Annotated in this window: 20 protein-coding genes; 19 read left to right on the top strand and 1 reads right to left on the bottom strand. The window is 71.5% G+C overall.

Features of this window, described 5'->3' with window-relative positions:
* A partial coding sequence (locus ACFV9H_RS36970) for a sensor histidine kinase (protein WP_385407444.1) occupies positions 1–1,067 on the top strand: 1,067 nt, incomplete at its 5' end.
* Here the strand turns inward: ACFV9H_RS36970 and ACFV9H_RS36965 are convergent.
* Positions 1,064–2,113 (bottom strand): rod shape-determining protein, encoded by a 1,050-nt coding sequence (locus ACFV9H_RS36965; RefSeq protein ID WP_385407441.1) that lies wholly within the window; start codon positions 2,111–2,113, stop codon positions 1,064–1,066. The two genes, ACFV9H_RS36970 and ACFV9H_RS36965, sit on opposite strands and share 4 nt — an antisense overlap.
* A gap of 117 nt (positions 2,114–2,230) precedes the next feature.
* Between ACFV9H_RS36965 and ACFV9H_RS36960 the strand changes: the two genes are divergently transcribed.
* The 18 genes from ACFV9H_RS36960 (at position 2,231) to galE (ending at position 26,600) form a co-directional block, all read left to right on the top strand.
* Positions 2,231–3,748, top strand: a complete 1,518-nt coding sequence (locus tag ACFV9H_RS36960) for a bifunctional folylpolyglutamate synthase/dihydrofolate synthase (RefSeq protein WP_385407438.1) — start codon at positions 2,231–2,233, stop codon at positions 3,746–3,748.
* Positions 3,749–3,751: 3 nt separating this feature from the next.
* Positions 3,752–4,099 carry a DUF4233 domain-containing protein gene (locus ACFV9H_RS36955; RefSeq protein WP_385407436.1) on the top strand — a complete coding sequence of 116 codons (348 nt, stop codon included), beginning with the start codon at positions 3,752–3,754 and terminating at the stop codon, positions 4,097–4,099.
* A 474-nt stretch (positions 4,100–4,573) separates the two neighbouring features.
* On the top strand, positions 4,574–4,984 hold the full coding sequence (ndk, locus tag ACFV9H_RS36950) for a nucleoside-diphosphate kinase (RefSeq protein ID WP_385407433.1): 411 nt from the start codon (positions 4,574–4,576) through the stop codon (positions 4,982–4,984).
* 295 nt (positions 4,985–5,279) lie between these two features.
* A complete protein-coding gene (locus ACFV9H_RS36945; RefSeq protein ID WP_008738981.1) occupies positions 5,280–6,299 on the top strand; it encodes a rod shape-determining protein in 1,020 nt (339 codons plus the stop codon).
* A 146-nt stretch (positions 6,300–6,445) separates the two neighbouring features.
* The gene (mreC, locus tag ACFV9H_RS36940; RefSeq protein ID WP_385407430.1) at positions 6,446–7,393 is read left to right on the top strand and encodes a rod shape-determining protein MreC; all 948 of its coding nucleotides are present in this window, start codon (positions 6,446–6,448) and stop codon (positions 7,391–7,393) included.
* 13 nt (positions 7,394–7,406) lie between these two features.
* Positions 7,407–8,114, top strand: coding sequence for a rod shape-determining protein MreD (gene mreD, locus ACFV9H_RS36935; protein ID WP_385407427.1), 708 nt, complete (start codon positions 7,407–7,409; stop codon positions 8,112–8,114).
* Between the two features lie 12 nt (positions 8,115–8,126).
* Positions 8,127–10,307, top strand: a complete 2,181-nt coding sequence (mrdA, locus tag ACFV9H_RS36930) for a penicillin-binding protein 2 (protein ID WP_385407425.1) — start codon at positions 8,127–8,129, stop codon at positions 10,305–10,307.
* 14 nt (positions 10,308–10,321) lie between these two features.
* The gene (gene rodA / locus ACFV9H_RS36925) at positions 10,322–11,521 is read left to right on the top strand and encodes a rod shape-determining protein RodA (RefSeq protein ID WP_385407423.1); all 1,200 of its coding nucleotides are present in this window, start codon (positions 10,322–10,324) and stop codon (positions 11,519–11,521) included.
* 60 nt (positions 11,522–11,581) lie between these two features.
* Entirely contained in the window at positions 11,582–13,102 is a 1,521-nt protein-coding gene (locus tag ACFV9H_RS36920) for a CHAD domain-containing protein (protein WP_385407421.1), read from the top strand.
* A 72-nt stretch (positions 13,103–13,174) separates the two neighbouring features.
* Entirely contained in the window at positions 13,175–15,100 is a 1,926-nt protein-coding gene (locus tag ACFV9H_RS36915; RefSeq protein WP_385407419.1) for a TIGR03960 family B12-binding radical SAM protein, read from the top strand.
* Between the two features lie 84 nt (positions 15,101–15,184).
* Positions 15,185–16,270 carry a hypothetical protein gene (locus tag ACFV9H_RS36910; RefSeq protein WP_385407416.1) on the top strand — a complete coding sequence of 362 codons (1,086 nt, stop codon included), beginning with the start codon at positions 15,185–15,187 and terminating at the stop codon, positions 16,268–16,270.
* A 110-nt stretch (positions 16,271–16,380) separates the two neighbouring features.
* Positions 16,381–17,160 (top strand): TIGR03936 family radical SAM-associated protein, encoded by a 780-nt coding sequence (locus ACFV9H_RS36905; protein ID WP_385407414.1) that lies wholly within the window; start codon positions 16,381–16,383, stop codon positions 17,158–17,160.
* A gap of 235 nt (positions 17,161–17,395) precedes the next feature.
* A complete protein-coding gene (locus ACFV9H_RS36900) occupies positions 17,396–21,376 on the top strand; it encodes a ribonuclease E/G (RefSeq protein WP_385407412.1) in 3,981 nt (1,326 codons plus the stop codon).
* A 265-nt stretch (positions 21,377–21,641) separates the two neighbouring features.
* Positions 21,642–21,962, top strand: coding sequence for a 50S ribosomal protein L21 (rplU, locus tag ACFV9H_RS36895; RefSeq protein ID WP_015033583.1), 321 nt, complete (start codon positions 21,642–21,644; stop codon positions 21,960–21,962).
* A gap of 13 nt (positions 21,963–21,975) precedes the next feature.
* Complete coding sequence (gene rpmA, locus ACFV9H_RS36890) at positions 21,976–22,230, top strand: 50S ribosomal protein L27 (protein WP_030840805.1); 255 nt, start codon at positions 21,976–21,978, stop codon at positions 22,228–22,230.
* Positions 22,231–22,407: 177 nt separating this feature from the next.
* Complete coding sequence (gene obgE, locus ACFV9H_RS36885) at positions 22,408–23,853, top strand: GTPase ObgE (RefSeq protein WP_385407409.1); 1,446 nt, start codon at positions 22,408–22,410, stop codon at positions 23,851–23,853.
* Positions 23,854–23,929: 76 nt separating this feature from the next.
* On the top strand, positions 23,930–25,546 hold the full coding sequence (locus tag ACFV9H_RS36880; protein WP_385407406.1) for a glycosyltransferase family 2 protein: 1,617 nt from the start codon (positions 23,930–23,932) through the stop codon (positions 25,544–25,546).
* A gap of 31 nt (positions 25,547–25,577) precedes the next feature.
* Positions 25,578–26,600 carry a UDP-glucose 4-epimerase GalE gene (gene galE / locus ACFV9H_RS36875; RefSeq protein WP_385407403.1) on the top strand — a complete coding sequence of 341 codons (1,023 nt, stop codon included), beginning with the start codon at positions 25,578–25,580 and terminating at the stop codon, positions 26,598–26,600.
* Positions 26,601–26,647 lie beyond the last annotated feature (47 nt).

Below are 26,647 nucleotides of genomic sequence, written 5' to 3'. Positions count from 1 at the left end.
GCGCGATGGACGTGCTCACGGCGCTGAGCTGCCTCGGCCTGATGGCGCTCGACCTGCCGGGCCTCGCGGCCGCCGACAACTCCCTCAACGGGCCGGCCGCCGCCGTGGTCCTCGCGCTCGGCTGCTCCACCCTGCTGGTGCGGCGCCGGATGCCCTGGATCTCGTACCTCGCCGCGCTGCTCTTCATCGGCTGGCTGCACGAACTGACCCTGATCCAGTTCGCGCTGTACTCGGTCGGCCGCTACCGAGGGCGCCGGGCCGGCGTCCTCGCCACGCTCGGGTACGTCGCCTTCGCGCTGTGCCTGTTCTGGTGCCTGCCGGGCTGGACCGAGGCCAAGCACGAGTCGCTCAGCGCCTTCCTCGGCCTGATCGTGCCCATCGGGGTGCTCGCCTCGGCCGTCGGCATCGCCGCCTACCGGCACGACCTGGTGGCGGAGCTCACCGCGCGACGGGCCGAGTCCGCCGTGCTCCAGGCCGTCCAGCAGGAGCGGACCTCGGTCGCCCGCGACGTCCACGACTTCGTCGGGCGGGAGTTGACCCTGCTGACGGTGCGCTCCGAGGTGCTGTCGGTGCGGTCGCGCGAGACGGCGTACGGATCAGATTTCGAGGAGCTCGCCGACACCGCGCGCCGGGCCCATCTCGTGCTCAACGAGATCATCGTGCAGCGCGGGGAGCGGGCCTCGACCCCGGGCGTGGACGGGCTGGCGGCCCTCGCGGAGGAGAGCGGGCGGGCGGGTTCGCCCGTACGGCTCGCCATGGATCCGGACGTGAACGGCCTGTCGCCGCTGCGGCAGGCAGCCGTGTACCGGGTGGTGCAGGAGTGCCTGACCAACGCGGCCAAGCACGCGCGCGGGGAGACCATCGACGTGTCGATCGCGGCGGACGGCCCGCAGTTGCGGATCGCCGTCACCAACCCGCTGCCCGCCCGCACCCCGAGCCGGGCCCCGGTCTCGGCGGGCTCGGGGACGGCGAGCATGTCCGAGCGCGTGCGCAGCCTGGGCGGAACCCTGACGGCGACGCGCACGGAGGACTCGTACGAGGTCGTGGCGACCCTGCCGAGGGGCTAGACGCGCGCCGGGGCCGGCAGGACGTTCAGGGTGTCCAGGTCCTCCACGCAGCGGCCGGAGCCGAGGGCCACGCAGTGCAGCGGGTTGTCGGCGACGAAGACCGGGATGCCCGTCGAGGAGGCCATCCGCAGGTCCAGGCCCGGGAGCAGCGCGCCGCCACCGGTCAGGACGATGCCGTGTTCCATCACGTCACCGGAGAGCTCCGGCGGGCACTCCTCCAGGGTGGTGCGCACCGCCGCGATGATCGCCTCGACCGGCTCGTCGAGCGCGGCCCGTACGTCCGGCGCGCTCAGGACGAGAGTCTGCGGCATGCCGCCGACCTTCTCCCGGCCGCGCACGATGAAGCTCCGGGTCTCCAGTTCGGGCTGGTCGGGCACGGGCCAGGCCGAGCCGATGGCCACCTTGACGTCCTCGGCGGTGCGTTCGCCGATGAGGAGGGCGTGCTCCTTGCGCACGTAGTCCATGATCGCCGCGTCCAGCCGGTCCCCACCGACGCGCAGCGACCGGGAGGTGACGATGCCGCCCAGCGAGATGACGGCGACCTCCGAGGTGCCGCCGCCGATGTCGACGACCATCGAGCCGCGCGGTTCGGCCACCGGCAGCCCGGCGCCGATCGCCGCGGCCATCGGTTCCTCGATCAGGTGCACGGTCTTGGCGCCGGCCCTGGTGGAGGCGTGGATGATGGCCCGTCGCTCGACCTGGGTGACGCCCGACGGTACGCAGATCACCATTCGGGTGCGGGGCCGGCGACCGGGAACGGCCTTGCGGACGAAGTGCCGGATCATCTCCTCGGCGGCCTCGTAGTCGCAGATCACCCCGTCCTTGAGGGGGCGGATGGCGGTGATGGAGCCGGGGGTGCGGCCGATGGTCTCCTTGGCCTCCGTCCCGACGGCCAGGGCGGTGGTGGTGCCCGCCTTCACGGCGACCACGGACGGCTCATTGAGGACGATTCCGTGCCCCCTCGCGTAGACCAGGGTGTTCGCGGTCCCCAGGTCTATCCCTATGTCGCGGCTGGATCCTGTCGTGTTGCTGCTGGCCTGCGGCATTTGTTCCCCTATCTCCTGCCCGCAAGGCTTGCATAACGATCAGGTCGCCCCGGCGGCCGAAGGTCCCGAAGCGCCCGGGTCGAAAGTCCCTCGGGTCCGCGTCCGTAGACTGGGCGTGTGAGTGAGCAGCAGCCCGAGAGCCACGACCGCGACGAGTTCGACGAGTTCGACCAGATCGTGGCGGAAGAGTCCGACCGCGACCCCGACCTGGCGGTGATCGAGGCCGGCAGCCGCACCCTGCGCACCCAGGCCGGACCGCCCCAGGGCGACCCGGTACCCGCCCGGCCCACCGACCCGGAGACCGCCAAGGCGCTGCTGGAGGTGGAGCAGGAGCTTTCCACGCGCTGGGGCGAGACCAAGCTGGAGCCGTCGGTCACGCGGATCGCGGCGCTGATGGACGTACTGGGCGAGCCGCAGCGCGCGTACCCGACCATCCACGTCACCGGGACCAACGGCAAGACCAGCACGGCCCGCATGATCGAGTGCCTGCTGAACGCCTTCGAGCTGCGCACCGGCCGGTACACGAGCCCCCACGTGCAGTCGATCACCGAGCGGATCAGCCTCGACGGCGCCCCGATCGACGCCGAGCGGTTCGTCGAGACGTACTACGACATCAAGCCGTACGTGGAGATGGTCGACTCCAACGAGGAGTTCCGGCTCTCGTTCTTCGAGGTGCTGACCGGGATGGCGTACGCGGCCTTCGCGGACGCCCCGGTCGACGCGGCCGTGATCGAGGTCGGCATGGGCGGCACCTGGGACGCGACCAACGTCATCGACGCCGCGGTCGCGGTGGTCACCCCGATCAGCCTCGACCACACCGACCGGCTCGGCTCCACCCCCGGCGAGATCGCCCTGGAGAAGGGCGGCGTCATCAAGCAGGGCGCGACCGTGATCCTGGCGCAGCAGCCGGTGGACGCGGCGCAGGCGCTGCTGAAGAAGTCCGTCGAGGTCGACGCGACCGTCGCCCGCGAGGGCATGGAGTTCGGCGTCGTCTCCCGCGAGGTCGCGGTCGGCGGGCAGCAGCTGACGCTGCGGGGCATGGGTGGCGAGTACGACGGCATCTTCCTGCCCCTGTACGGCGCGCACATGGCGCACAACGCGGCGGTGGCGCTGGCCGCCGTCGAGGCCTTCTTCGGGATCGGCCAGGAGGGCGCGCGGATCCTGGACCTGGAGACCGTGCAGCGGGCCTTCGCCTCGGTGACCTCGCCGGGCCGCATGGAGGTCGTGCGCCGCAGCCCGACCGTGGTGCTGGACGCGGCGCACAACCCGGCGGGCGCGGCGGCCACCGCAGACGCGGTCACCGAGTCGTTCGGCTTCAGCCGGCTGATCGGAGTCGTCGCCGCGAGCGAGGGCAAGGACGTCCGCGGGGTGCTGGAGGCGTTCGAGCCGATCTTCGCGGAGGTCGTGGTCACGCAGAACTCCAGCCACCGGTCGATGGACGCGGACGAGCTGGCCGCCATCGCCGTCGAGGTCTTCGGCGGGGACCGGGTGCAGGTGGAGCCGCGGCTGGACGACGCCCTGGAGGCGGCGATCACCCTGGCGGAGGAAGAGGCCGAGTTCGGAGGGGCCGGGGTCCTGGTGACCGGGTCCGTGATCACGGTGGGCGAGGCCCGCCTGCTGCTGAAGAGGGGCTGAGGAATGCGCACGCTGTGTGCGAGCACGCTGATCGGCGAGTTCTTCGTGATCGGCTTCGCGGGGCTGGTCGCGATGAAGGACCCGGACCTGACCCAGGCCACGGTCTGGACGGTGTGCGGGGTCGCGATGCTGCTCTCGGTGTTGCTGTGCGGGATGCTGTCGCGTCCCGGGGCGGTCCAGCTGGGCTGGGCGCTGCAGATCGGCCTGATCGCGAGCGGGTTCGTCGTCCCGACGATGTTCTTCCTCGGCGCGGTGTTCGCCGGACTGTGGTGGTGCTCGGTGCACTACGGCCGCAAGGTCGACGCGGCCAAGGCCCGCTGGGCGGCCATGGCGGAGGAATCCGCCGTGTGACCTGCGGTCCGCACCCCGTGCCCACGCGAAGCCCGGCCCGCCCGCCGGGTCGGCCCGGCCGCCCGGTCGGCCCGGCCGTCCGGGCAGCCCGTTCGGCCTGTCGGCGTGCCCGGCGCGCGCTCGGGCGGCCTGCCCGTCCGGCTCTGGCTGCCCGGCCTGCCCGGCCTGCTCGGCCGACCTGCCCGGCCTGCCCTGCCTGCCCTGCCTGCTCGGCCTGGCCTGCCTGCCTGGCCCGCCTGCCTGGCCTTGCCGGGCCGGCCGGCCCGTCTGGCCGGCCGGCCCGGCCGGCCTTGTCGGGTCGGCCTGCCCGGCGTGGTCGGGTCGGTGGGGGTCGCGTGGGGCCTCGGGTGGGCGGGGCCCGGGAGGGGCCGCCGCGCCGGGCCCGGGCCGTGAAAGCGGCCTCGCCGATCGGACAGGTCCGAACGGCCCTGTAGATTCGTCCTACCGCACCCGTATGCCGCAAGGAGCCCCAACATGACCCAGCGCACCCTCGTCATCCTCAAGCCCGACGCCGTCCGTCGCGGTCTGATCGGCGAGATCATCGGCCGCATCGAGCGGAAGGCCGGCTGGACCATCCCCGCCCTGGAGCTGCGCACGCTGGACCAGGAGACCCTTGAGGCGCACTACGGCGAGCACAAGGGCAAGCCGTTCTACGAGCCCCTCATGGGCTTCATGGCGAGCGGCCCGGCCGTCGTCCTGGTGGTCGAAGGGGAACGTGCGATCGAGGGTGTCCGCCAGCTGGCCGGACCCACCGACCCGATCGCCGCGGCGCCCGGCTCCATCCGGGGGGACTTCGGCACCATCGTGCGGGAGAACCTGATCCACGCCTCGGACTCCGAGGAGTCCGCGGAGCGGGAGCTGAAGCTCTTCTTCCCCTCGCTCTGAGTACTCTTTCCTGACGCGACATCAGCCAAATAGCGCTCACCACCTGGGGCGACCGAAGTAATTTCGGTCGCCCTTCGGTATTTCGGGGCGCGAGCGGGAACGCCTGGGCAAGACCCGTCGTCACCTCCAAGGGGGCGGGTTTCCGATCCGGCGGGATTGCCGGAGTCCCGTCGCGCGGTCTCCGGACTCGCGGCACTACGATGGGGCCTCCACCCACACACCCACTCGCCGACCTGACAGCAGCCGCTATCAACTGGAAGGCCAGACGCTCCTCATGGGGAACAAGGGGAACAACATGTCGTTCATCGGCCGTGACATGGCGATCGACCTCGGGACCGCCAACACGCTGGTGTACGTGAGGGGCCGGGGGATCGTCCTGAACGAGCCGTCCGTGGTCGCCATCAACACGAACACCGGTGGCATCCTGGCGGTCGGCTCCGAGGCGAAGAAGATGATCGGGCGCACCCCCGGGAACATCGTCGCCGTACGGCCCCTCAAGGACGGCGTGATCGCCGACTTCGAGATCACGGAGCGCATGCTCCGTTACTTCATCCTCAAGATCCACAAGCGCCGCTACCTGGCCCGCCCGCGCGTCGTGGTCTGCGTGCCCTCCGGCATCACGGGAGTCGAGCGGCGCGCCGTCATCGAGGCGTCCACGCAGGCCGGCGCCCGTCAGGTGCACATCATCGAGGAGCCCATGGCCGCCGCCATCGGCTCGGGCCTGCCCGTCCACGAAGCCACCGGCAACATGGTCGTGGACATCGGCGGCGGCACCACCGAGGTGGCCGTCATCTCCCTCGGCGGAATCGTCACGGCGCAGTCGATCCGGGTGGCCGGCGACGAGCTCGACAACGCGATCATCCAGCACATCAAGAAGGAGTACTCGCTCCTCCTCGGTGAGCGGACCGCCGAGCAGATCAAGATCACCATCGGGTCGGCGTACGACCTCGACAAGGACGAGCACACCGAGATCCGCGGCCGCGACCTGGTCTCCGGCCTGCCCAAGACGGTCGTCATCTCGGCCGCCGAGGTGCGCAAGGCCATCGAGGAGCCCGTCAACGCCATCGTCGACGCCGTCAAGACCACCCTCGACAAGTGCCCGCCGGAGCTCTCCGGCGACATCATGGACCGCGGCATCGTCCTGACCGGCGGCGGCGCCCTGCTGCGCGGCCTCGACGAGCGACTGCGCCGCGAGACGGGCATGCCGATCCACATCGCCGAGGACCCGCTCGACTCCGTGGCGCTCGGCTCCGGCAAGTGCGTCGAGGAGTTCGAGGCCCTCCAGCAGGTCCTCGACGCCCAGCCCCGTCGCTGATCCGTCGCTGACACACACCCCTTCCTGTCGGAGGGGCCATGCGGAACACACAAGGATCCGCCGTACGGGTGCTACCGGGCCCGTGCGGCGGATCGTTGATATACAGGCAAAAGAGAATTTCGACGAGGAAGGCACGGCCGCCGCACGTGAGGGACACACGAGAAAGCCGGCTGCTCCTGGTGCTTCTGATCGCCATCGCGTTCGCATTGATCACGGTGGACATCAGGGCAGGCGAGGAGTCGCCGGTCGACGGTGCCCGGCAGGCCGCCGCAGCGGTCTTCGGCCCCGTCGAGAAGGGCGTGGCGACGGCCGTCGACCCGGTCGCCAACGCCATAGGGGCGGTACGGGACTCCGGGAGCCGGCACAACCGCATCGCCACGCTGGAGCGGGAGAACGCGGCCCTGAAGGCCAAGCTCGGCAGCGACGACCAGACCCGCAGCCGCATCCGCGAACTCGACGAGATGCTCAAGCGCGCGGGCGCCGGACAGTACGGCATCAAGGGCGCCGAGGTCATCGCCATAGGCGCGGCCCAGGGCTTCTCCTGGACCGTCACCATCGACGCCGGCAGCAAGGACGGCATCGAGCGCGACATGACCGTCCTCAACGGGGACGGCCTCGTCGGCCGCGTCACCACCGTCGGCCCCGACACCGCCACCGTCGTCCTCGCCAACGACCCCGACTTCACCGTCGGCACCCGCCTGGAGAAGACCGGCGAACTCGGCTTCGCCACCGGCCAGGGCGACCGGGCCCTGTCCGTCCAGATGCTCAACGGCAAGGCCAAGGTCAACCCCGGCGACCGGCTCGTCACCTTCGGCTCGCGCGGCAACAAGCCCTTCGTGCCCGGTGTGCCGATCGGCGAGGTCATCAAGGTCGACTCCTCCCGCGGCGACCTGACCCGCACCGTATGGGTGCGTCCCTTCGTCGGCTTCTCGCGGCTGGACATCGTCGGCGTCGTCGTGATGCCGCCGCGCGAGGACCCGCGCGACGCCGTCCTGCCGCCCAAGCCCGAAGCCCCCAAGCCCACCCCGACCGTCACCGTCACGGTCACCCCGTCGTCGTCCGCCACCGTGCCCGGCAAGCCGGAAGACGAGTAGGAGCAGACCGCCCATGCCCTTCAACCGGATCCTGCTCTCGGCCACGCTCGTCGTGGTCGCCCTCGTCGTCCAGGTCTCCGTCCTGGGCCGGCTCCAACTGCCCGGCGCCGTACCCGACCTGGTGCTGCTCACCGTCGTCGCCCTCGCACTCGTGTACGGGCACGTCAGCGGCGCCCTCATCGGCTTCTCCGCCGGCCTCCTCGCCGACCTGGCCCCGCCCGCCGACCACGCCGCCGGACGGTACGCGCTCGTCCTGTGCGTCATCGGCTACATGGTCGGCCTGGTCCGCCCCGACAGCGGGCGGTTCCGTTCCGCCTGGGGCCCCATGCTCACCGTCGTGGCCGCCGCGATCGGCTCCACCCTGCTCTACGCGGGCGTGGGCGCCCTCGTCGGCGACACCGCCGCCCGCCACGTGGGTCTGACCGGGCTGCTGTTCACCGCGACCCTCTACGACCTGCTCCTCGCGCCCTTCACCGTGCCGTTCATCATGGCCCTGGCCCGGCGCGCCGAGAACGACCCGATGGCCGTCGAGGCCGGCGGCGGCCCCGCCAACAAGGCCGCCGACGTCTCCGCCGGCTGGCTGGCCGGTGGCACCGGCCTGCGCATCGGCAGCCAGCGCGGCGGCCTGCGCCTGAAGACCGCACGCTCCCGCGCCAACAAGGCAGGCCGCATAAAGGGCATCAAGGCAGTCAAGGGTGTGAAGAGCGTCAAGAAGCTGTAGGGAGGAGCAGGCGTGAGCAACGTTCCGGAGACCGGCCGCACCTCCCGGGTGCAGATCAGGCTCATCATCATCCAGGTGCTCGTCTGCTCGATGTTCCTCACCCTCGGCGGCCGGCTCTGGTACCTGCAGATCCGCAACGGCGACGAGTACTACCACGAGGCGAGGAGCAACCACGTCCAGCGGGTCGTCCAGCCCGCCGTGCGCGGTTCCGTCCTCGACGCCCGCGGGGTCCCGCTCGCCGACAACGAGACCCGCCTGGTCGTCTCCGCCAGCCGCACGGCGCTGATGAAGATGAAGGATCGGGGCAAGGCCGTCATGACCCGCCTCGCCGACGTCCTCGACATGACCCCCAAGGAGGTCATGGAGAAGGTCCGCCTCTGCGACTCCGAGACCCCCGCGCCCTGTTGGAACGGCTCCCCGTACCAGCCGATCCCGATCACCCTCGAAGCCACCACGCAGCAGGCGCTGCAGCTCCGCGAACGCCCCGAGGACTTCCCCGGCATCACCGCGGAGCCCACCGCCGTCCGCCGCTACCCGGCACCCGGCGGGGCCCGCACCTCGCAAGTGCTCGGCTACCTCTCGCCGGTCACCGACGACGAGATCCAGAAGGCCAAGGACACCGACTCGCCGCACCTGCGCTCCGACCAGGTCGGCCGCTCCGGGATCGAACGCACGTATGACAAGCAGTTGCGCGGCAAGGCGCAGGTCACCTCGTACGAGGTCGACAACCTCGGCCGGGTCATGCACCAGACCCAGTCCGACCCCGGCATCCCCGGATCCACCCTCGTCACCAGCATCGACGCCCGGGTCCAGGCCGTCGCCGAGTTCGAGCTCCAGGCGGCGATGAAGACCGTCCGCCAGGAGACCGACAAGATCACCGGGCGCAAGTACGAGGCCGACTCGGGCGCCGTCGTCGTCATGGAGGCCAAGACCGGCCGCGTCGTCGCGATGGCCTCCCAGCCCGACTACGACCCCAACGCCTGGGTCGGCGGAATCTCCGCCAAGGACTACGCGGGCCTCACCAGCAAGAACTCCAACTACCCGCTGCTCAACCGGGCCATCCAGGGCCAGGCCCCCGCGGGCTCCATCTTCAAGGTCGTGTCGGCGAGCGCGGCCGTGCGGGCCGGCTACGCCTTCGACGACAAGTACAACTGCAGCGCCTCCTACAGCATGGGCAACCGCAGCTTCGCGAACTTCGAGTCCAAGGGGCACGGCCCCATCACCCTCGCCGAGGCCCTCAAGTTCTCCTGCAACACCGTCTTCTACGCCCTCGGGCACAAGGAGTGGCAGCGCGACGGCGGCCTCAAGCCCAAGAAGGACGCCCACGACTGGTTCTACCGCACCGCCCGCGAATTCGGCCTCGGCTCCGAGACCGGGATCGACCTGCCGAACGAGGTCACCGGCCGCATCCCCGACCGCCGGTGGAAGAAGAACTTCTGGGCGGCCAACAAGGACTCCTGGTGCAAGCAGGGCAAGAAGGGCGGCACCTACGTCGAGCAGATCGCCTACGAGAGCTGCCTCGAAGGCAACCAGCTGAAGGCGTTCGACAGCATCAACTTCGCCATCGGCCAGGGCGACGTCCTCGTCACGCCCATCCAGATGGCCACCGCGTACTCCGCCATCAGCAACGGAGGCACGCTCTTCGACCCCACCGTCGGCAAGGCCGTCATCAGCCCCGACGGCAAGCGCATCCAGATGATCAAGCCCAGGTCCCACGGCAGGCTGCCGATCGACGCCAAGACCATCGGCAACCTCGACAAGGGCCTGCGCATGGTCGTCGAGCCCGGCGGCACCGCCGCCTGGCGGTTCGGCGGCTGGCCGCTCGACAAGATCCCGATGCGGGCCAAGACCGGCACCGCCCAGGTCTACGGCAAGCAGACCACTTCGTGGCTGGCGACCTACACCGACGACTTCACCATCGTCATGACGATCTCCCAGGGCGGCACCGGCTCCGGGGCCTCAGGCCCCGCCGTCCGCAACATCTACAACGCCATCTACGGCCTCGACATGGAAGGCAAGCAGGACCTGAAGAAGGCCCTGCTGCTGAAGCCCGAGGCGAAACTGCCCAGGATCCGCCCCGACGGCTCCATCGACTCCCCCGAGATCCGGCCGTACGTGCCGCCGTCCCCGGAGGAGCCGGCGCCGCCCGCGCTCGCCGGACCGCCCGCCGCGCGCCCCGCCCAGCACGACTGAGGACCCGAACCGCCATGCAGACCGCCAACAAGTTCTCCGTCTCCCGGTACGCGCCCGAGCGCGGGGCGATGGCCAGGCTCACCGCCCGCGATTCTGTGGTGCGCCGGCTCGACTGGCCGATACTCCTGTCGTCCCTCGCGCTGTCCTTCATCGGCGCCCTGCTGGTGTGGTCGGCGACCCGCAACAGGACCGCGCTGAACCAGGGGGACCCGTACTACTTCCTGGCCCGGCACGCCCTGAACACCGGCATCGGCCTCGTCCTGATGATCGGCACCATCTGGCTCGGCCACCGCACCCTGCGCGGTGCGGTGCCGATCCTCTACGGGCTCTCGCTCCTGCTGATCCTCGCCGTGCTCACCCCGCTCGGCGCCACCATCAACGGCGCCCACGCGTGGATCGTGATCGGCGGCGGATTCTCCCTCCAGCCCTCCGAGTTCGTGAAGATCACGATCATCCTGGTCATGGCGGTGCTGCTGGCCACCCGGGTCGACGCGGGTGACCTCACGCACCCCGACCACCGCACCGTCGTCAAGGCGCTCTGCCTGGCCGCCGCCCCGATGGGCATCGTCATGCTGATGCCCGACCTCGGCTCCGTCATGGTCATGGTCGTCATCGTGCTCGGCGTGCTCCTGGCCTCCGGCGCATCCAACCGCTGGGTGCTGGGCCTGCTCGGCTCCGGCGTGGCCGGCGCCGTCCTGATCTGGCAGCTCGGCGTCCTCGACGAGTACCAGATCAACCGCTTCGCCGCCTTCGCCAACCCCGAGCTCGACCCCGCCGGCGTCGGCTACAACACCAACCAGGCGCGCATCGCGATCGGCTCCGGAGGGCTGACCGGCTCGGGGCTCTTCAAGGGCTCGCAGACCACCGGCCAGTTCGTCCCCGAGCAGCAGACCGACTTCGTCTTCACCGTCGCGGGGGAGGAGCTGGGCTTCGTCGGGGCCGGGCTGATCCTCTTCCTCCTGGGCGTCGTCCTCTGGCGCGCCTGCATGATCGCCCGCGAGACCACCGAGTTGTACGGGACGATCGTGTGCGCCGGGATCATCGCCTGGTTCGCCTTCCAGTCCTTCGAGAACATCGGCATGACCCTCGGGATCATGCCGGTGGCCGGCCTTCCGCTGCCGTTCGTCTCGTACGGAGGCTCGTCGATGTTCGCGGTGTGGGTGGCCATCGGACTACTGCAGTCGATCAAGGTGCAGCGGCCGTTGTCGGCCTGATGTCGCCCCGTTCCCCCGTTCACCCTGCCGACGTGATCCGTTCAGGACTAAGTTCGGTCTATGGCGGACACGAAGCGCGAAATCGAGCGGAAATTCGAGTTCATCAAGGGTAAGAGCCCCAGGCGCGGGGTGCCGGACCTGACGGGCACGGCCGGAATCACGGCCGTCTCCGACCAGGGCACCGTCGACCTCGACGCCGTCTACTACGACACCCCCGACCAGCGGCTCGCCGCCGACGGTCTCACCCTGCGGCGCAGAACGGGCGGCGCGGACGCGGGCTGGCACCTCAAACTGCCCGTGTCCCCGGGAGTGCGCGACGAGATCGGGGTCGCGCTCAGCGACACCGTCCCGCCCTCGCTGGCGGCGCTCCTGCGCTCCCGCGTGCGCCGCGCCGGACTGGAGCCGCAGGTCCGGCTCCTCTCTTCCCGCAGCATCAGCCACCTCCTCGACGCCGACGGCGCCCTGCTCGCGGAACTGAGCACCGACGAGGTCCTGGCCGAGCGGGGCGAAGCCACCGCCTCCTGGACCGAGGTCGAGGTGGAACTCGCCGACGGGGTCGACCCCGGGCTCCTCGACGCGGTCGAGAAGGCCTTCCGCAAGGCCGGACTCAAAGTCTCCGACGCCCCCTCGAAGCTCGCGCGGGCCCTGGCCGAAACCGGCACCGCGCCCCCGGCCCGGCCTGGGGACGACCGTGCCGACGGCACGGCGGGCGCGTACGTCCTGGCGTACCTGCGCGAACAGCGCGACGGCCTGATCGCGCACGACCCGGCCGTACGGCGGAACCTGCCGGACTCCGTCCACCAGATGCGGGTCGCCACCCGCCGGCTCCGCAGCGCCTTCAAGACGTACCGCAAGGTGTTGGACCGCGACGTCACCGATCCGGTGGGCGAGGAGCTGCGCTGGCTCGCCGCCGAGCTGGGGGTGGACCGCGACCAGGAGGTCCTGCGGGAAAGGATCGCGGCCCATCTCGACGAACTGCCCGACACACTGCTCCTGGGCCCGCTCCACAGCCGCCTGCGCATCTGGGACACCACCTGCCGCACCGAGTCGCGGCGGCAGGCCCTGGCCGCACTCGACAGCGAGCGCCACCTCGCCCTGCTGGACTCCCTCGACGCACTGCTGGCGGCTCCTCCGCTCCTCAAGGCCGCTGCCCGGCCCGCCGAGAGCGTCCTGCCGAAGGCCGTGCTGCGCGACTACGAGCGCCTCGCCGGCCGGGTCGACAAGGCGCTCGCCCTCGAAGAGGGCCACAAGCGCGACTTGGCCCTGCACGACGCCCGCAAGGCCGCCAAGCGCGCCCGCTACGCGGCGGAGGCGGCCGTGCCCGCACTCGGCAAACCGGCCAAGCGCCTGGCCAAGGCCATCAAGGCGGTCCAGAGCCTGCTCGGCGACCACCAGGACAGCGTGGTCGCCCGCGAAGCCCTGCGCGGCCTCGCCGTCCAGGCGGCGGGCGCCGGCGAGTCCGCCTTCACCTGGGGCGTGCTCTACGCCCGCGAGGAGGCTGTCGCCGAGCGCCGGGAAAGGGAGCTTCCGGACATCTGGGCCGATGCCTCGGACCCGGAGCTGCGGGCCGCACTGGAATGATCACGAGGGTGGGGGCGGCTGAGCCTCGGGGTACGCTTGAGAGCTGCCCCCTGCCCGCTTCACGAAAGTCGCGTGATGACCGAGTCGGTCTTCCCTCAGCTTGAGGCCCTGCTTCCGCATGTGCAGAAGCCCATCCAGTACGTCGGCGGTGAGCTCAACTCCACCGTGAAGCCGTGGGAGTCCTGCGACGTTCGCTGGGCTCTCATGTACCCGGACGCGTACGAAGTCGGGCTGCCCAACCAGGGCGTCATGATCCTGTACGAAGTGCTCAACGAGCGCGAGGGCGTCCTCGCCGAGCGCACCTACAGCGTCTGGCCCGACCTCGAAGAACTGATGCGCGAGCACAAGGTGCCGCAGTTCACCGTGGACAGCCACCGCCCCGTCTCGGCCTTCGACGTGTTCGGCCTGTCCTTCTCCACGGAGCTGGGCTACACCAACATGCTCACGGCCCTGGACCTCGCGGGCATCCCGCTGGAGGCCAGGAACCGCACGGTCGACCACCCGATCGTCCTCGCGGGCGGCCACGCGGCCTTCAACCCCGAGCCGATCGCGGAGTTCATCGACTGCGCGGTCATCGGCGACGGCGAGCAGGCCGTCCTCGACATGACCGAGATCATCCGCACCTGGAAGGCCGAGGGGCGGCCGGGCGGGCGCGAGGAAGTCCTGTTCCGGCTGGCCAAGACCGGCCAGGTCTACGTGCCGGGCTTCTACGACGTCGACTACCTGCCGGACGGCCGCATCGCGCGCGTCGCACCGAACAAGTCCGGCGTTCCCTACCGCGTGTCCAAGCACACGGTCATGGACCTCGACGAGTGGCCGTACCCCAAGCAGCCCCTGGTCCCGCTCGCCGAGACCGTCCACGAGCGGATGTCCGTGGAGATCTTCCGCGGCTGCACCCGCGGCTGCCGTTTCTGCCAGGCCGGCATGATCACGCGCCCCGTGCGGGAGCGAAGCATCACCGGCATCGGCGAGATGGTGGAGCGCGGGCTCAAGGCCACGGGCTTCGAGGAGGTCGGCCTCCTCTCCCTCTCCTCGGCGGACCACACCGAGATCGCCGACATCGCCAAGGGCCTCGCGGACCGCTACACGGACGACAAGGTGGGCCTGTCCCTGCCGTCGACCCGCGTGGACGCCTTCAACGTGGACCTGGCGAACGAGCTGACCCGCAACGGGCGCCGCTCCGGCCTGACCTTCGCCCCCGAGGGCGGCTCCGAGCGCATGCGCAAGGTCATCAACAAGATGGTCTCGGAAGAGGACCTGATCCGCACGGTCTCCACCGCGTACGGCAACGGCTGGCGCCAGGTGAAGCTGTACTTCATGTGCGGCCTGCCGACCGAGACCGACGAGGACGTGCTCCAGATCGGCGACATGGCGGTCAACGTCATCGCCAAGGGCCGTGAGGTCTCGGGCCAGAACGACATCCGCTGCACCGTCTCGATCGGCGGCTTCGTCCCCAAGCCGCACACCCCCTTCCAGTGGGCGCCGCAGCTGTCGGCCGAGGAGACGGACGCCCGCCTGGGCAAGCTCCGCGACAAGATCCGCGGCGACAAGAAGTACGGCCGCTCCATCGGCTTCCGCTACCACGACGGAAAGCCGGGCATCGTCGAGGGCCTCCTCTCGCGCGGCGACCGCCGCATCGGCGACGTGATCCGCGCGGTCTACGAGTCGGGCGGCCGCTTCGACGGCTGGCGCGAGCACTTCTCGTACGACCGCTGGATGGAGGCGGCGGAGAAGACGCTGCCGAAGTACGGCGTGGACGTCGCCTGGTACACGACGCGCGAGCGCACGTACGAGGAGGTCCTGCCCTGGGACCACCTGGACTCCGGTCTCGACAAGGACTGGCTCTGGGAGGACTGGCAGGACGCCCTCGACGAGACCGAGGTCGACGACTGCCGCTGGACGCCGTGCTTCGACTGCGGCGTGTGTCCCCAGATGCAGACCGAGATCCAGATCGGCCCCACCGGCAAGAAGCTGCTGCCGCTGTCCGTGGTGAAGTAATTCGGTCCGAGCAGGACACACGAAAGGGCCCCGACCGCAACGGTCGGGGCCCTTTCGTGTGTCCTTAGCCGCATGGAGAGCCGCATGGAGATCGAGAAGCAGCAGCCCGGGTACGACGGCGACGGCTGTCTGGTGGGGGTCCTGCGGATACCCGTGAAGATCGTGGCGGTGTTGGTCGTACTGCCCGTACGGGTGGTGTGGGACCTGCTCGTCGCCTTCGGGCGCCTGCTGCGGCGCCACGTGCTCGCGCCGCTGTGGACGTACGTCCTGGAACCGGTGCTGCGCGGGCTCGCCTGGACGGTCGTGACGCTGCTCAAGCTCGTCTTCGTCTGGCCGTGGGTGGGGTTGTGGCGGTACGTCCTGGTGCCGGCGGGGCGCGGGATCGAGTGGGCGGCCTCCGGGCTGAACGCGTACGTGCTCGCGCCCGTCGGCCGCGCGGTGTACGCGTACGTGCTGCGCCCGCTGGGCACCGCCCTGGCCTGGCTGGGGCACGGTGGCATGCGGTACCTGCTCGCGCCGCTGGCCAAGGGCGGCAGGTGGCTCGGGTGGCTGCTGGGCATGCTCCTCTTCGTCTGGCCCTGGGTGGGGCTGTGGCGCTACGCGCTGCGGCCGGTCCTGCTGGGGCTCGGGTGGCTGGCGCAGGTGCTCTACCGGTACGTGCTCACCCCGATCGGGCAGGGCTGCGCATGGCTGGTGGAGATGCTGTACCGGTACGTGCTCACCCCGATCGGGCACGGCTTCGTATGGCTGGTGAAAGCGATCCACGGCTACCTGCTGCGGCCCGTCGGGCTGGGCCTCGTGTGGCTGGCGCGCGGGTTCCACCGGTACGTGCTCACGCCGTTGGGGCAGGTCCTCGTCTGGGCCTGGTACGTCGCCGGGGTGATCACGGGGACGCTGTGGCGGGGGCTCAAGTGGGTCGGGTGGGTGTTCGTCGGGTGGCCCGCGTCGCGGGTGTACCGGTACGTCCTGACCCCGGTCGGGCATCTCGCCCGTGACGTGTGGCGAACGGTGCGCGCCACCGTGCGGGAGGTCCGCGCCGAGCTGGGCAGGGCGCTGTTCGGTACTCCTCCCCGGGAACCGGCGAGGTCACGGGCGCGTACTCTGGGTAGTACGACAGCCGCCGACGCGGCACCCGCTGACGAGATCTCCCTGCGCGAACGGCAGGGGTGAGCCGGAGCGGGTCGACAGACCTCAGGGCGACGCGCGAGCCGCGGAGCCCCGCACAAGGAGAAGAACCACTGGGCAAGCGACAGCCCGAAGGCCCGCCTCCCGCACCGGTGGTGCAGCGCATTCGACTGCGCTACACCAAGCGCGGACGCCTCCGGTTCACCAGCCACCGTGACTTCCAGCGCGCGTTCGAGCGGGCCCTGCGCCGCGCCGACGTGCCGATGGCGTACTCGGCGGGCTTCACCCCGCACCCGCGCGTCTCGTACGCGAACGCGGCCCCGACCGGGACCGGCAGCGAGGCCGAGTACCTGGAGATCGCCCTCGCCGCGCCCCGCGACCCCGAGAAGCTGCGCGAGCTGCTCGACGAGTCGATGCCGACCGGCCTCGACATCATCGACGCCGTCGAGGCCCGCACGTCCGGCCTCGCGGACCGGCTGACCGCCTCCGTGTGGGAGCTGCGCCTGGACGGCGTGGAGCCCGCCGAGGCCGAGCGGGCCGTGGAGGCCTTCCTCGCCGCCGAGACGGTGGAGGTGCAGCGCCGGACCAAGAACGGCATGCGGACCTTCGACACCCGCGGTGCCGTGGTGAGCCTCGAGGCGCTTCCTTCCGCTGGTGATAGGCCGCTGGACAGTGCCTGTGCGATACTGCGGCTGGTTGTTCGGCATTTGACACCTGCCGTGCGACCCGACGACGTCCTGTCCGGTCTCCGAGCTGTGGCCGACCTGGCGCCGCCGGTCCCCTCTGCGGTGACCAGGCTGGCGCAGGGGCTCTTCGACGAGGAGTCCGGCACGGTGACCGACCCGCTCGCGCCCGACCGCGAGGCTGTCACGGCCGCCCCACCCACGGCCGCCGTAGCCGCCGACGCGAAGGCGCCGGAAGGTCCCGCCGCGTAGGGATCGTCGTCGTCGCGCAGCCCTGGCACTCGGGAGCCACCTGGGTCGGGCCGCGCACAGACCTGAAGACTTCCGCCAGGCCGTACGGACAACACGTACGGAACCGGCGGCCATGGACTACAGCTCCCGTGTGGCGAACGCGCCCCGGAGGCCGGTTCCGCGTTCATCGCGCGGAGCCGAGCCGGACCGGATGTCAGCCGCGGCGCCCGGGAGCGTGACGGGAGAACCGCCCGCAATGCTCAACAACGAAAACGACACCACCAACAACAACAGCCCGAGCGACAACCTGCCTCCGCGCAGGCGTCGCCGCGCAGCTTCCCGGCCGGCCGGTCCGCCCGGTGCGACCGCCGCCGAGACCACCCCGGTGACCGAGGCCGCTCCGGCCCCGGAGGCCGCTCCTGAGGCCGCCCCCGCACCCCGTGCCCGTCGCCGCGCGACCCGCGCCGTGGCCGCGCCGGCCGCCGAGGCCGCCCCGGTCGTGGTGGAGGCTCCGGCCGCCGCCGTTCCCGTGGTCGAGGAGCCCGCCGCTCCCGCGCCGCGTGCCCGTCGCCGTGCCACGCGCGCCGTCACCGCCCCGGAGGCTCCGGCCGCCGAGGCCGCTCCGGTCGCCGAGGCCGCTCCGGTCGCCGAGGAGGAGGCTCCGGCCGCTCCCGCCCCCCGTGCCCGTCGCCGTGCGACCCGCGCCGTGGCCGCGCCGGCCGCCGAGGCCGCCCCCGTCGTGGTGGAGGAGCCCGTCGCCGCTCCCGTGGTCGAGGAGCCCGCCGCTCCCGCGCCGCGTGCCCGTCGCCGTGCCACCCGCGCCGTCACCGCCCCGGCCGCCGAGGTCGCGGAGACCGTCGAGGCCGTCGAGGCCCCCGTGGCCGAGGCTCCGGCCGCCGTCGTGGTCGAGGAGCCCGCCGCTCCCGCGCCGCGTGCCCGTCGCCGTGCCACCCGCGCCGTCACCGCCCCGGAGGCCCCCGCCGCCGAGGCCGTCGTCGAGGCCCCCGTCGCGGAGGAGGCCCCCAAGGCCGCCGCCCGGACCTTCACCGTCGCCGACGCGCTGGACTCCCCGAAGCGCGGCGGCCGCCGTCGCGCCACCCGTTCCACCACCGCGGCCGCCCCGGCGCAGCCCGTCGCCCAGCCCGCCGAGAGCGCCGAGCCCGCCGCCCCGGCGCCGGCCCGGGCCGCCCGCCGCGCCGCGCGTCCCGCCGTGGCCACCTTCCAGGCCCCGGTCTTCGCCGAGCCGATGTTCCAGACCCCGGAGACCGCCGCCATGGCCGCGGCCGCCGCTCGGGCCGCCGCCCCGGTCGAGGAGGTCGAGGAGGAGGAGCTCGAAGCCGAGGTCGTCGAGACCGAGGTCGCCCCCGCCCCGCAGCCGGCCGGCCGTCGCCGCCGCCGTGGCCGCGCCGCCGCCGAGGCCGCGCCCGTCGCCGAGACCGCGCCGGTCTCCCTCCCCGAGGTGCTCGCTGAGGAGGAGCCCGAGGCCGAGCTGGAGGAAGAGGCCGCCGAGTTCGAAGAGGGCGACGAGTCGGGCGAGCGTCCGTCGCGCCGCCGCCGTCGCGGTGGCCGTCGCCGCCGCCGTGGCGAGGCCGCCGACCTCGACGAGTCCGCCGAGGAAGAGGCCGAGGCCGAGGCCGCCGAGCAGGAGGCCGAGGAAGAAGAGGCCGCCGAGTACGACGAGGCCGAAGAGGCCGCCCTCGGCTCCAGCTCCAGCCGTCGTCGTCGCCGTCGTCGCCGCCGTAGCGGTGAGCCCGCCGACGTCACCGCCGAGGCCGGTGAGGACGAGGGCGTGCGTACCGTCGTCAAGGTCCGCGAGCCCCGCCCGGCCCGCGAGAAGGCCGAGCCGTCCGACGAGGTCCAGTCCATCAAGGGCTCGACCCGCCTGGAGGCGAAGAAGCAGCGCCGCCGCGAAGGCCGCGAGCAGGGCCGCCGCCGCGTGCCGATCATCACCGAGGCCGAGTTCCTGGCCCGCCGTGAGGCCGTCGAGCGCGTGATGGTCGTCCGTCAGTCCGGCGAGCGCACCCAGATCGGCGTCCTCGAGGACAACGTGCTCGTCGAGCACTACGTCAACAAGGAAGAAGCCACCTCGTACGTCGGCAACGTCTACCTGGGCAAGGTCCAGAACGTGCTGCCGTCGATGGAGGCCGCCTTCATCGACATCGGCAAGGGCCGCAACGCGGTCCTGTACGCCGGTGAGGTCAACTTCGAGGCGCTCGGCATGGCCAACGGGCCGCGCCGCATCGAGTCCGCCCTGAAGTCCGGCCAGTCGGTCCTCGTGCAGGTCACCAAGGACCCGATCGGCCACAAGGGCGCCCGCCTGACCAGCCAGGTGTCTCTGCCCGGCCGTTACCTGGTCTACGTGCCCGAGGGCTCGATGACCGGTATCAGCCGCAAGCTGCCCGACACCGAGCGCGCGCGCCTGAAGACCATCCTCAAGAAGATCGTCCCCGAGGACGCGGGCGTCATCGTGCGCACCGCCGCCGAGGGTGCGAGCGAGGACGAGCTGCGCCGCGACGTCGAGCGTCTGCAGGCCCAGTGGGAGGACATCCAGAAGAAGTCGAAGCAGATCTCGACCTCTTCGCCGAGCCTGCTGTACGGCGAGCCGGACATGACCGTCCGCGTCGTGCGCGACATCTTCAACGAGGACTTCTCGAAGGTCATCGTCAGCGGTGACGGCGCCTGGGAGACCATCCACGGCTACGTGAGCCACGTGGCCCCGGACCTGGCCGACCGGCTGTCGCGCTGGACCTCCGAGGTCGACGTCTTCGCGACGTACCGGATCGACGAGCAGCTCGCCAAGGCGCTCGACCGCAAGGTGTGGCTGCCCTCGGGCGGCTCGCTTGTGATCGACAAGACCGAGGCGATGATCGTCATCGACGTCAACACCGGCAAGTTCACCGGTCAGGGCGGCAACCTCGAGGAGACCGTCACCAGGAACAACCTGGAGGCGGCCGAGGAGATCGTGCGCCAGCTGCGGCTGCGCGACCTCGGTGGCATCGTCGTCATCGACTTCATCGACATGGTCCTGGAGTCCAACCGCGACCTGGTGCTGCGGCGCATGCTGGAGTGCCTGGGCCGCGACCGCACCAAGCACCAGGTGGCCGAGGTCACCTCGCTGGGCCTGGTCCAGATGACCCGCAAGCGGGTGGGCCAGGGCCTGCTGGAGTCCTTCTCCGAGACCTGCGTCCACTGCAACGGCCGCGGCGTCATCGTGCACATGGAGACCCCGACCGCGATCGGCGGCGGTGGCAACGGCGGCAAGCGCGCCAAGCGCCGCGGCGGCCGGGCGGAGTTCGACCAGCACGACCACGAGATCGAGACGGTCGAGGCGGAGGGCTTTGAATCCGAGGCCGAGGTGGCCGCGGAGATCGCGGCGCCGGTCGCGCTGCCGGAGCCGGAGTTCGTCGCGGGCGAGGAGCTGTACAGCAGCCCGGCCGAGGCCGAGGCCGCCGCGGGCCTGAGCGGCCGCCGCAACCGGCGCCGTGCCACCCGCAAGGCGACCGCCCCGGCGGGCGCCCCGCGCGGCGCGGTCCCGACGCAGACCCCGGTGGCCGAGCCCGCCGAGGCGGAGCCGGTGACCGAGCCCGCCGACACCGTCCTGGAGCCGGCCGCCGAGGTCGTCGCCCAGGCCGAGGCCGAGGTCGAGCTCGTCGCGGAGCCGGTGGTGGAGGAAGCCCCCAAGGGCCGGACCCGTCGCCGTGCGACCCGTAAGGCCACCGCCCCGGCGGGTGCCCCGGCGCCCGTGGCCGAGGTGGCCCCGGAGCCCGAGCCGGAGCCGGTCGTCGTGCCGGAGCCCGAGCCGGTCGTCGAGGCCGTCGTCGAGGCCGAGCCCGAGCCGGTAGCCGAGCCGGTGGTCGAGGCCCCCGTGGCCGAGGCCGCGCCGGCCCGTCCGCGCCGGCGTGCCACCCGTAAGGCCACCGCACCCGCCGGCTCCCCGGCCGGCGCGGCAGAGGCCGCCGTGGTGGTCGTCGAGGCCCCGGTGACCGAGGCCGCGCCGGAGCCGGAGGCCCCCGTCGAGGAGGCCGCCCCGGCGAAGAAGGCCGCCAAGAAGGCTCCGGCCAAGAAGGCGACCGCGGCGAAGAAGGCCACCACCGCCAAGAAGGCGACGGCGGCCAAGAAGACCGTGGCCAAGAAGGCGGCCACGACCAAGAAGACCGTGGCGAAGCGGGCGACGAAGAAGACCTCGGCGGCGGAGCAGCAGACGCTCCCGTCCGTCTCGGCTCCGACCGAAGCCTGATCCTCGTCCTGAGCGAGCACAGTTGATCGTGGGCCCGGCCGAGCGGTGGGGCCCGCGGTCGCGCGGGGCCCGGTTTGACCCTCCGGAACCGGCCCCGTAACCTAGACCGTCGGCGTGTCCTGCATGCGCCGCGCTCCTGAGCACCTTCCTCCCGCTGGAACATCGCGCGGGAGAGGCCGCTCGTCCAATCCGGATCAGCGTGGGCCCCGGCCCGCCTGAGCGGCTGGCTTCAGGAGCATCCGTCCCGAGTGAGAGAGAGATCCGCGTGTACGCCATCGTGCGCAGCGGTGGTCGCCAGCACAAGGTTGCTGTCGGCGACATCGTTGAGGTTGACAAGATTTCCACTGCCAAGGTTGGCGACACGGTCGAGCTCTCGACCCTGCTCGTTGTCGACGGCGACGCCGTGACCAGCGACCCGTGGGTCCTGGCCGGCATCAAGGTCACGGCCGAGGTCGTGGACCACCACAAGGGCGCCAAGATCGACATCCTGCGCTACAAGAACAAGACCGGCTACCGCCGTCGCCAGGGTCACCGCCAGCAGTACACGGCGATCAAGGTCACCGGTATCCCCGCGGCTGCGAAGTAAGAGGGACTGAGACATGGCACACAAGAAGGGCGCATCGTCCACCCGGAACGGGCGCGACTCCAATGCCCAGCGGCTCGGCGTGAAGCGCTTCGGCGGTCAGGTCGTTTCCGCCGGCGAGATCCTCGTCCGCCAGCGCGGCACCCACTTCCACCCGGGTTCGGGTGTCGGTCGTGGTGGCGACGACACGCTGTTCGCGCTGCAGGCCGGTTCGGTCCAGTTCGGCACGCACCGTGGCCGCAAGGTCGTGAACATCGTTCCGGCCGCCTGATCCAGCTTCTGCTGATCAAGCGTTCGTAACTTCCCGAGGGCGGATCTCAGCTCTTCCCGGCTCAGGCCGGGAAGAGAGGTCCGCCCTCGGCGCGTTGTCACATAGACACGTTTAATGGGCAGCAAGGCCTGCCGCCGGATTTTCCGGACTATCCCCGCTGTATCTGGAGGAACAACCATGACCACCTTCGTGGACCGCGTCGAGCTGCACGTCGCCGCGGGTAACGGGGGCCACGGCTGCGCCTCCGTTCACCGGGAGAAGTTCAAGCCGCTCGGCGGTCCCGACGGCGGCAACGGCGGCCGTGGCGGTGACGTGATCCTGGTGGTGGAGCAGGCGATCACCACCCTGCTGGACTACCACCACAGCCCGCACCGCAAGGCCACCAACGGCAAGCCCGGCGAGGGCGGCAACCGCTCCGGCAAGGACGGCCAGGACCTGATCCTGCCCGTGCCGGACGGCACCGTCGTCCTCGACAAGGAGGGCAACGTCCTCGCCGACCTCGTCGGCCAGGGCACCACCTACGTCGCCGCCGAGGGCGGCCGCGGCGGTCTCGGCAACGCCGCGCTCGCCTCCGCCCGCCGCAAGGCGCCCGGCTTCGCGCTCCTCGGTGTCCCCGGTACGACCGGTGACATCGTCCTGGAGCTCAAGACCGTCGCCGACGTGGCGCTGGTCGGCTTCCCGAGCGCCGGCAAGTCCTCGCTGATCTCGGTGCTCTCCGCGGCCAAGCCGAAGATCGCGGACTACCCGTTCACGACGCTGGTCCCGAACCTCGGCGTCGTCACCGCGGGCTCGACGGTCTACACGATCGCAGACGTCCCCGGTCTGATCCCCGGCGCCAGCCAGGGCCGCGGCCTCGGCCTGGAGTTCCTGCGCCACGTCGAGCGCTGCTCGGTGCTGGTGCACGTGCTGGACACCGCCACCCTGGAGTCCGACCGCGACCCGGTCGCCGACCTCGACGTCATCGAGGAAGAGCTGAAGATCTACGGCGGTGGCCTGGAGAAGCGTCCGCGCCTCGTCGTGCTCAACAAGGTCGACATCCCGGACGGCCAGGACCTCGCGGACATGGTCCGCCCGGACCTGGAGGCCCGCGGTTACAAGGTCTTCGAGGTCTCCGCGGTCGCCCGTACGGGCCTGAAGGAGCTCTCCTACTTCCTCGCCGAGGTCGTGGCCAAGGCCCGTGCCCGCAAGCCGAAGGAGGAGGCGACCCGTATCGTCATCCGCCCGAAGGCCGTGGACGACGCCGGCTTCACCGTCGCCTACGACGAGGCCGAGGACGTGTACGTGGTGCGCGGCGAGAAGCCGGAGCGCTGGGTCCGCCAGACCGACTTCAACAACGACGAGGCCGTCGGCTACCTCGCGGACCGCCTCAACCGCCTCGGTGTCGAGGACGCGCTGAAGAAGGCCGGCGCCCGCGCCGGCGACGGCGTGGCCATCGGCTCCGACGAGAACGCCGTCGTCTTCGACTGGGAGCCGACCATGATGGCCGGCGCCGAGATGCTGGGCCGCCGCGGTGAGGACCACCGCATGGAGGCTCCGCGTCCGGCCACGCAGCGCCGCAAGGAGAAGGAAGCGAAGCGCGGGGACTCGGCGCAGCAGGAGTACGACGAGTTCCGGCCGTTCTGATCTGCCCTTTGGGCTGGTGCGGGCCCGGAGGGCGGCCTTGAAGTGATGTTTACCCGGGTCGCCTAGGATCCAACGGGTGAGCAGCACAAACCTCCCCTCCGTGTCCGTTGTGGTGATCGCGTACAACGATGCCGGGCTCGTGGGCGAAGCCGTTGAATCGGCTCTCGCCCAGGGCCCGGTGGTTGCCGAGGTCATCGCGGTGAACGACGCCTCGTCCGACGGCACCGCGCGGGTGCTGGACGAGCTGGCGGCCCATCACCCGCGCCTCAAGATCGTCCACCGCACGGAGAACAGCGGCGGTTGCGGCACCCCGCGCAACGACGGGATCGAGGCCGCGACCTCCCGGTACGTCCTGTTCCTGGACAGCGACGACGTGCTGCCCGCGGGGGCGGCCGAAGCCCTGGTGCGCGCCGCCGAGGAGCATCGGGCGCCGGTCACGGTCGGCGCGTGCGTACGCCGGGAGCTGCCGCAGCACCACGACGTGCCGTGGGTGCCCGGGCTGTACACCGCGGGCGACGTGATCGACCGGCCCGCGGACCGGCCCGAGCTGGTACGCGACACGCTCTGCGTCAACAAGCTGTACGAGCGGTCATTCCTGGACGAGCATGCGATCCGGTTCCCCGACGGCCGGTTCGTCTACGAGGACTTCGTGTTCACGGCGCGCGTCCTGGCCGCCGCCCCCCGCATCGCGGTCATCGACGACCTCGTCTACGTCTGGCACGTGCGCCGGGACGCCGCCCAGGTGTCCATCTCCCTGGACCGCAAGGACGTCGGGAACTGGCGCGCCCGCATCGAGGCCCACCGCACCGCCTCCCGGACCCTCGCCGCGGCCTCCCCGGAACTCGGCCACGCCTGCCAGGTGAAGTTCCTGGAGTACGACCTGCGCATGTACCTGCGCGAACTCGGCCAGGACCCCGAGTACCAGGCCGCCTGGTGGACCCTGACCCGCGAGTACCTCGACACCTTCGACGAGGCCGCGGTCGAAGCCGCCGCCCCGCACGCGCGCTGGGTCGTACGGGTGCTGCGCGCCGGCGCCACCCCGCCCGCCGACATCGAGCGGCTGACCCGCTTCGCCGCCGAGCCGCCGCGGCTCCTGCCCCCCTACGCGACCGGACCCGACGGAGTCCCGGTGTGGAGCGAGGAGCTCCCGGTCGAGCTGGACGGCCTGCGCGAACTGCCGACGGCCGCGCTGCCGGTGACCATAGACGCCGAACCGGCGGGCAACGCGGCCGTGCGGCTGCGGTTGCACGACCTGTACGGGCGGCTCGCCGCGGCCGGCCCGCGGACCGCGCAGCTGCGCTTCCTGCCCCGCGCCGGCGGCGAACCGGTCCTCGCCAAGCCGGCGGAGCTGACCCCGGACGGGGACGGCGGCTGGTCCGTGGTGCTGCCCTTCCGCCTCGCCGACCTGGCCGCCACCGGCCGCAGGAAGGGGCTGCGCCGGCTCCAGGCGTGGAACGTCGGGGTGGTCGTGGAGTGTGCGGACGGGAGCTCCCTGCTCACCTCCCTGCGCCCCCGGGGCCGTCTGCTCCGCCGCCGCGCGCTGCCCAGCAGCCGGTACGGTGTTTTGTTGACGCAGCCGTACCGCACGGGTTCGGGCTCGCTCGCCCTGCGCCTCGCGCCCGGCGCCGCGGGCGCGCTGTACCTCGTACAGAACCGGATCGGTCGGGCGAGGGCGGGCTGCGCGTCGCGCTGAGAACGATCCCAGACAGGACCAGGAGCTGCACATGACCTTTCTGATCACCGGTGGCGCCGGATACATCGGCTCGCACGTCGTCCGCGCGATGCTGCTCGCGGGGGAGCGGGTCGTCGTCTTCGACGACCTGTCCACGGGCGACGAGGACCGTGTGCCGGAGGGCGTCCCACTGGTGGTCGGCTCGGTCCTGGACCGCCTGGCCCTGGACGAGGCCATCCGCGAGCACAAGATCACCGGTGTGGTGCACCTCGCGGGCAAGAAGCAGGTCGGCGAGTCCGTCGAGAAGCCGCTGTACTACTACCACGAGAACGTGCAGGGCCTCACGGTCCTGCTCCAGGCCGTGGCCGCGGCCGGCATCCGCAACGTCCTGTTCTCCTCCTCCGCCTCCGTCTACGGCATGCCCGACGTGGAGCTGGTCACCGAGGACACCCCGTGCGCGCCGCTGAGCCCCTACGGCGAGACGAAGCTGGCCGGCGAGTGGCTGGTCCGCGCCGCGGGCAAGGCGCACGGCATCGCCACCGCCTGCCTGCGCTACTTCAACGTGGCGGGCGCCGCGACGCCCGAGCTCGCGGACACGGGCGTCTTCAACCTGGTCCCGATGGTCTTCGAGCGGTTCGACAAGGGCGAGGGCGCACGCATCTTCGGCGACGACTACCCGACGCCGGACGGCACCTGCATCCGCGACTACATCCACGTCGAGGACCTCGCGGAGGCCCACGTGGCGGCGGCCCGCAAGCTCGCCGAGTGGGCCGCGGCCGGTGACTACAAGGACCTCACCGTCAACATCGGGCGCGGCGAGGGCGTTTCCGTCGCCGAGATGGTCGCCCTCCTGAACGAGAGCACCGGGCACGACTACGCCCCGGTGATCAGCCCGCGCCGCCCCGGCGACCCGGCGAAGGTCGTGGCCTCGGCCGAGAAGATCACCCGGGAGCTGGGCTGGAAGGCCCGGCACGACGTCCGCGACATGGTCACCTCCGCCTGGGTGGGCTGGGAGGCCAACAAGGCCGCGAAGGCCGCACCCAAGGACCGGCACAAGGACGTCCACGCGGTCTGACCGGGCCGCGTACACGAAGCCGCCCGCCCCGGAACGCGTCCGGGGCG

It is taken from the genome of Streptomyces sp. NPDC059874, from assembly GCF_042731135.1.
Taxonomy (GTDB): Bacteria; Actinomycetota; Actinomycetes; order Streptomycetales; family Streptomycetaceae; genus Streptomyces.
Note: the sequence above shows the minus strand (reverse complement) of the source record. Positions and strands in the feature narration are given on the sequence as shown.

Bases quoted from the DNA above. Each gene is read 5' to 3' on its own strand.
- ndk (WP_385407433.1), top strand. From the start codon at position 4,574: ATGACCCAGCGCACCCTCGTCATCCTCAAGCCCGACGCCGTCCGTCGC.
- ACFV9H_RS36965 (WP_385407441.1), bottom strand. From the start codon at position 2,113: ATGCCGCAGGCCAGCAGCAACACGACAGGATCCAGCCGCGACATAGGG.
- ACFV9H_RS36955 (WP_385407436.1), top strand. From the start codon at position 3,752: ATGCGCACGCTGTGTGCGAGCACGCTGATCGGCGAGTTCTTCGTGATC.
- ACFV9H_RS36920 (WP_385407421.1), top strand. From the start codon at position 11,582: ATGGCGGACACGAAGCGCGAAATCGAGCGGAAATTCGAGTTCATCAAG.
- mreD (WP_385407427.1), top strand. From the start codon at position 7,407: ATGCCCTTCAACCGGATCCTGCTCTCGGCCACGCTCGTCGTGGTCGCC.
- rodA (WP_385407423.1), top strand. From the start codon at position 10,322: ATGCAGACCGCCAACAAGTTCTCCGTCTCCCGGTACGCGCCCGAGCGC.
- ACFV9H_RS36945 (WP_008738981.1), top strand. From the start codon at position 5,280: ATGTCGTTCATCGGCCGTGACATGGCGATCGACCTCGGGACCGCCAAC.
- galE (WP_385407403.1), top strand. From the start codon at position 25,578: ATGACCTTTCTGATCACCGGTGGCGCCGGATACATCGGCTCGCACGTC.
- obgE (WP_385407409.1), top strand. From the start codon at position 22,408: ATGACCACCTTCGTGGACCGCGTCGAGCTGCACGTCGCCGCGGGTAAC.
- rpmA (WP_030840805.1), top strand. From the start codon at position 21,976: ATGGCACACAAGAAGGGCGCATCGTCCACCCGGAACGGGCGCGACTCC.
- ACFV9H_RS36910 (WP_385407416.1), top strand. From the start codon at position 15,185: ATGGAGATCGAGAAGCAGCAGCCCGGGTACGACGGCGACGGCTGTCTG.
- ACFV9H_RS36900 (WP_385407412.1), top strand. From the start codon at position 17,396: ATGCTCAACAACGAAAACGACACCACCAACAACAACAGCCCGAGCGAC.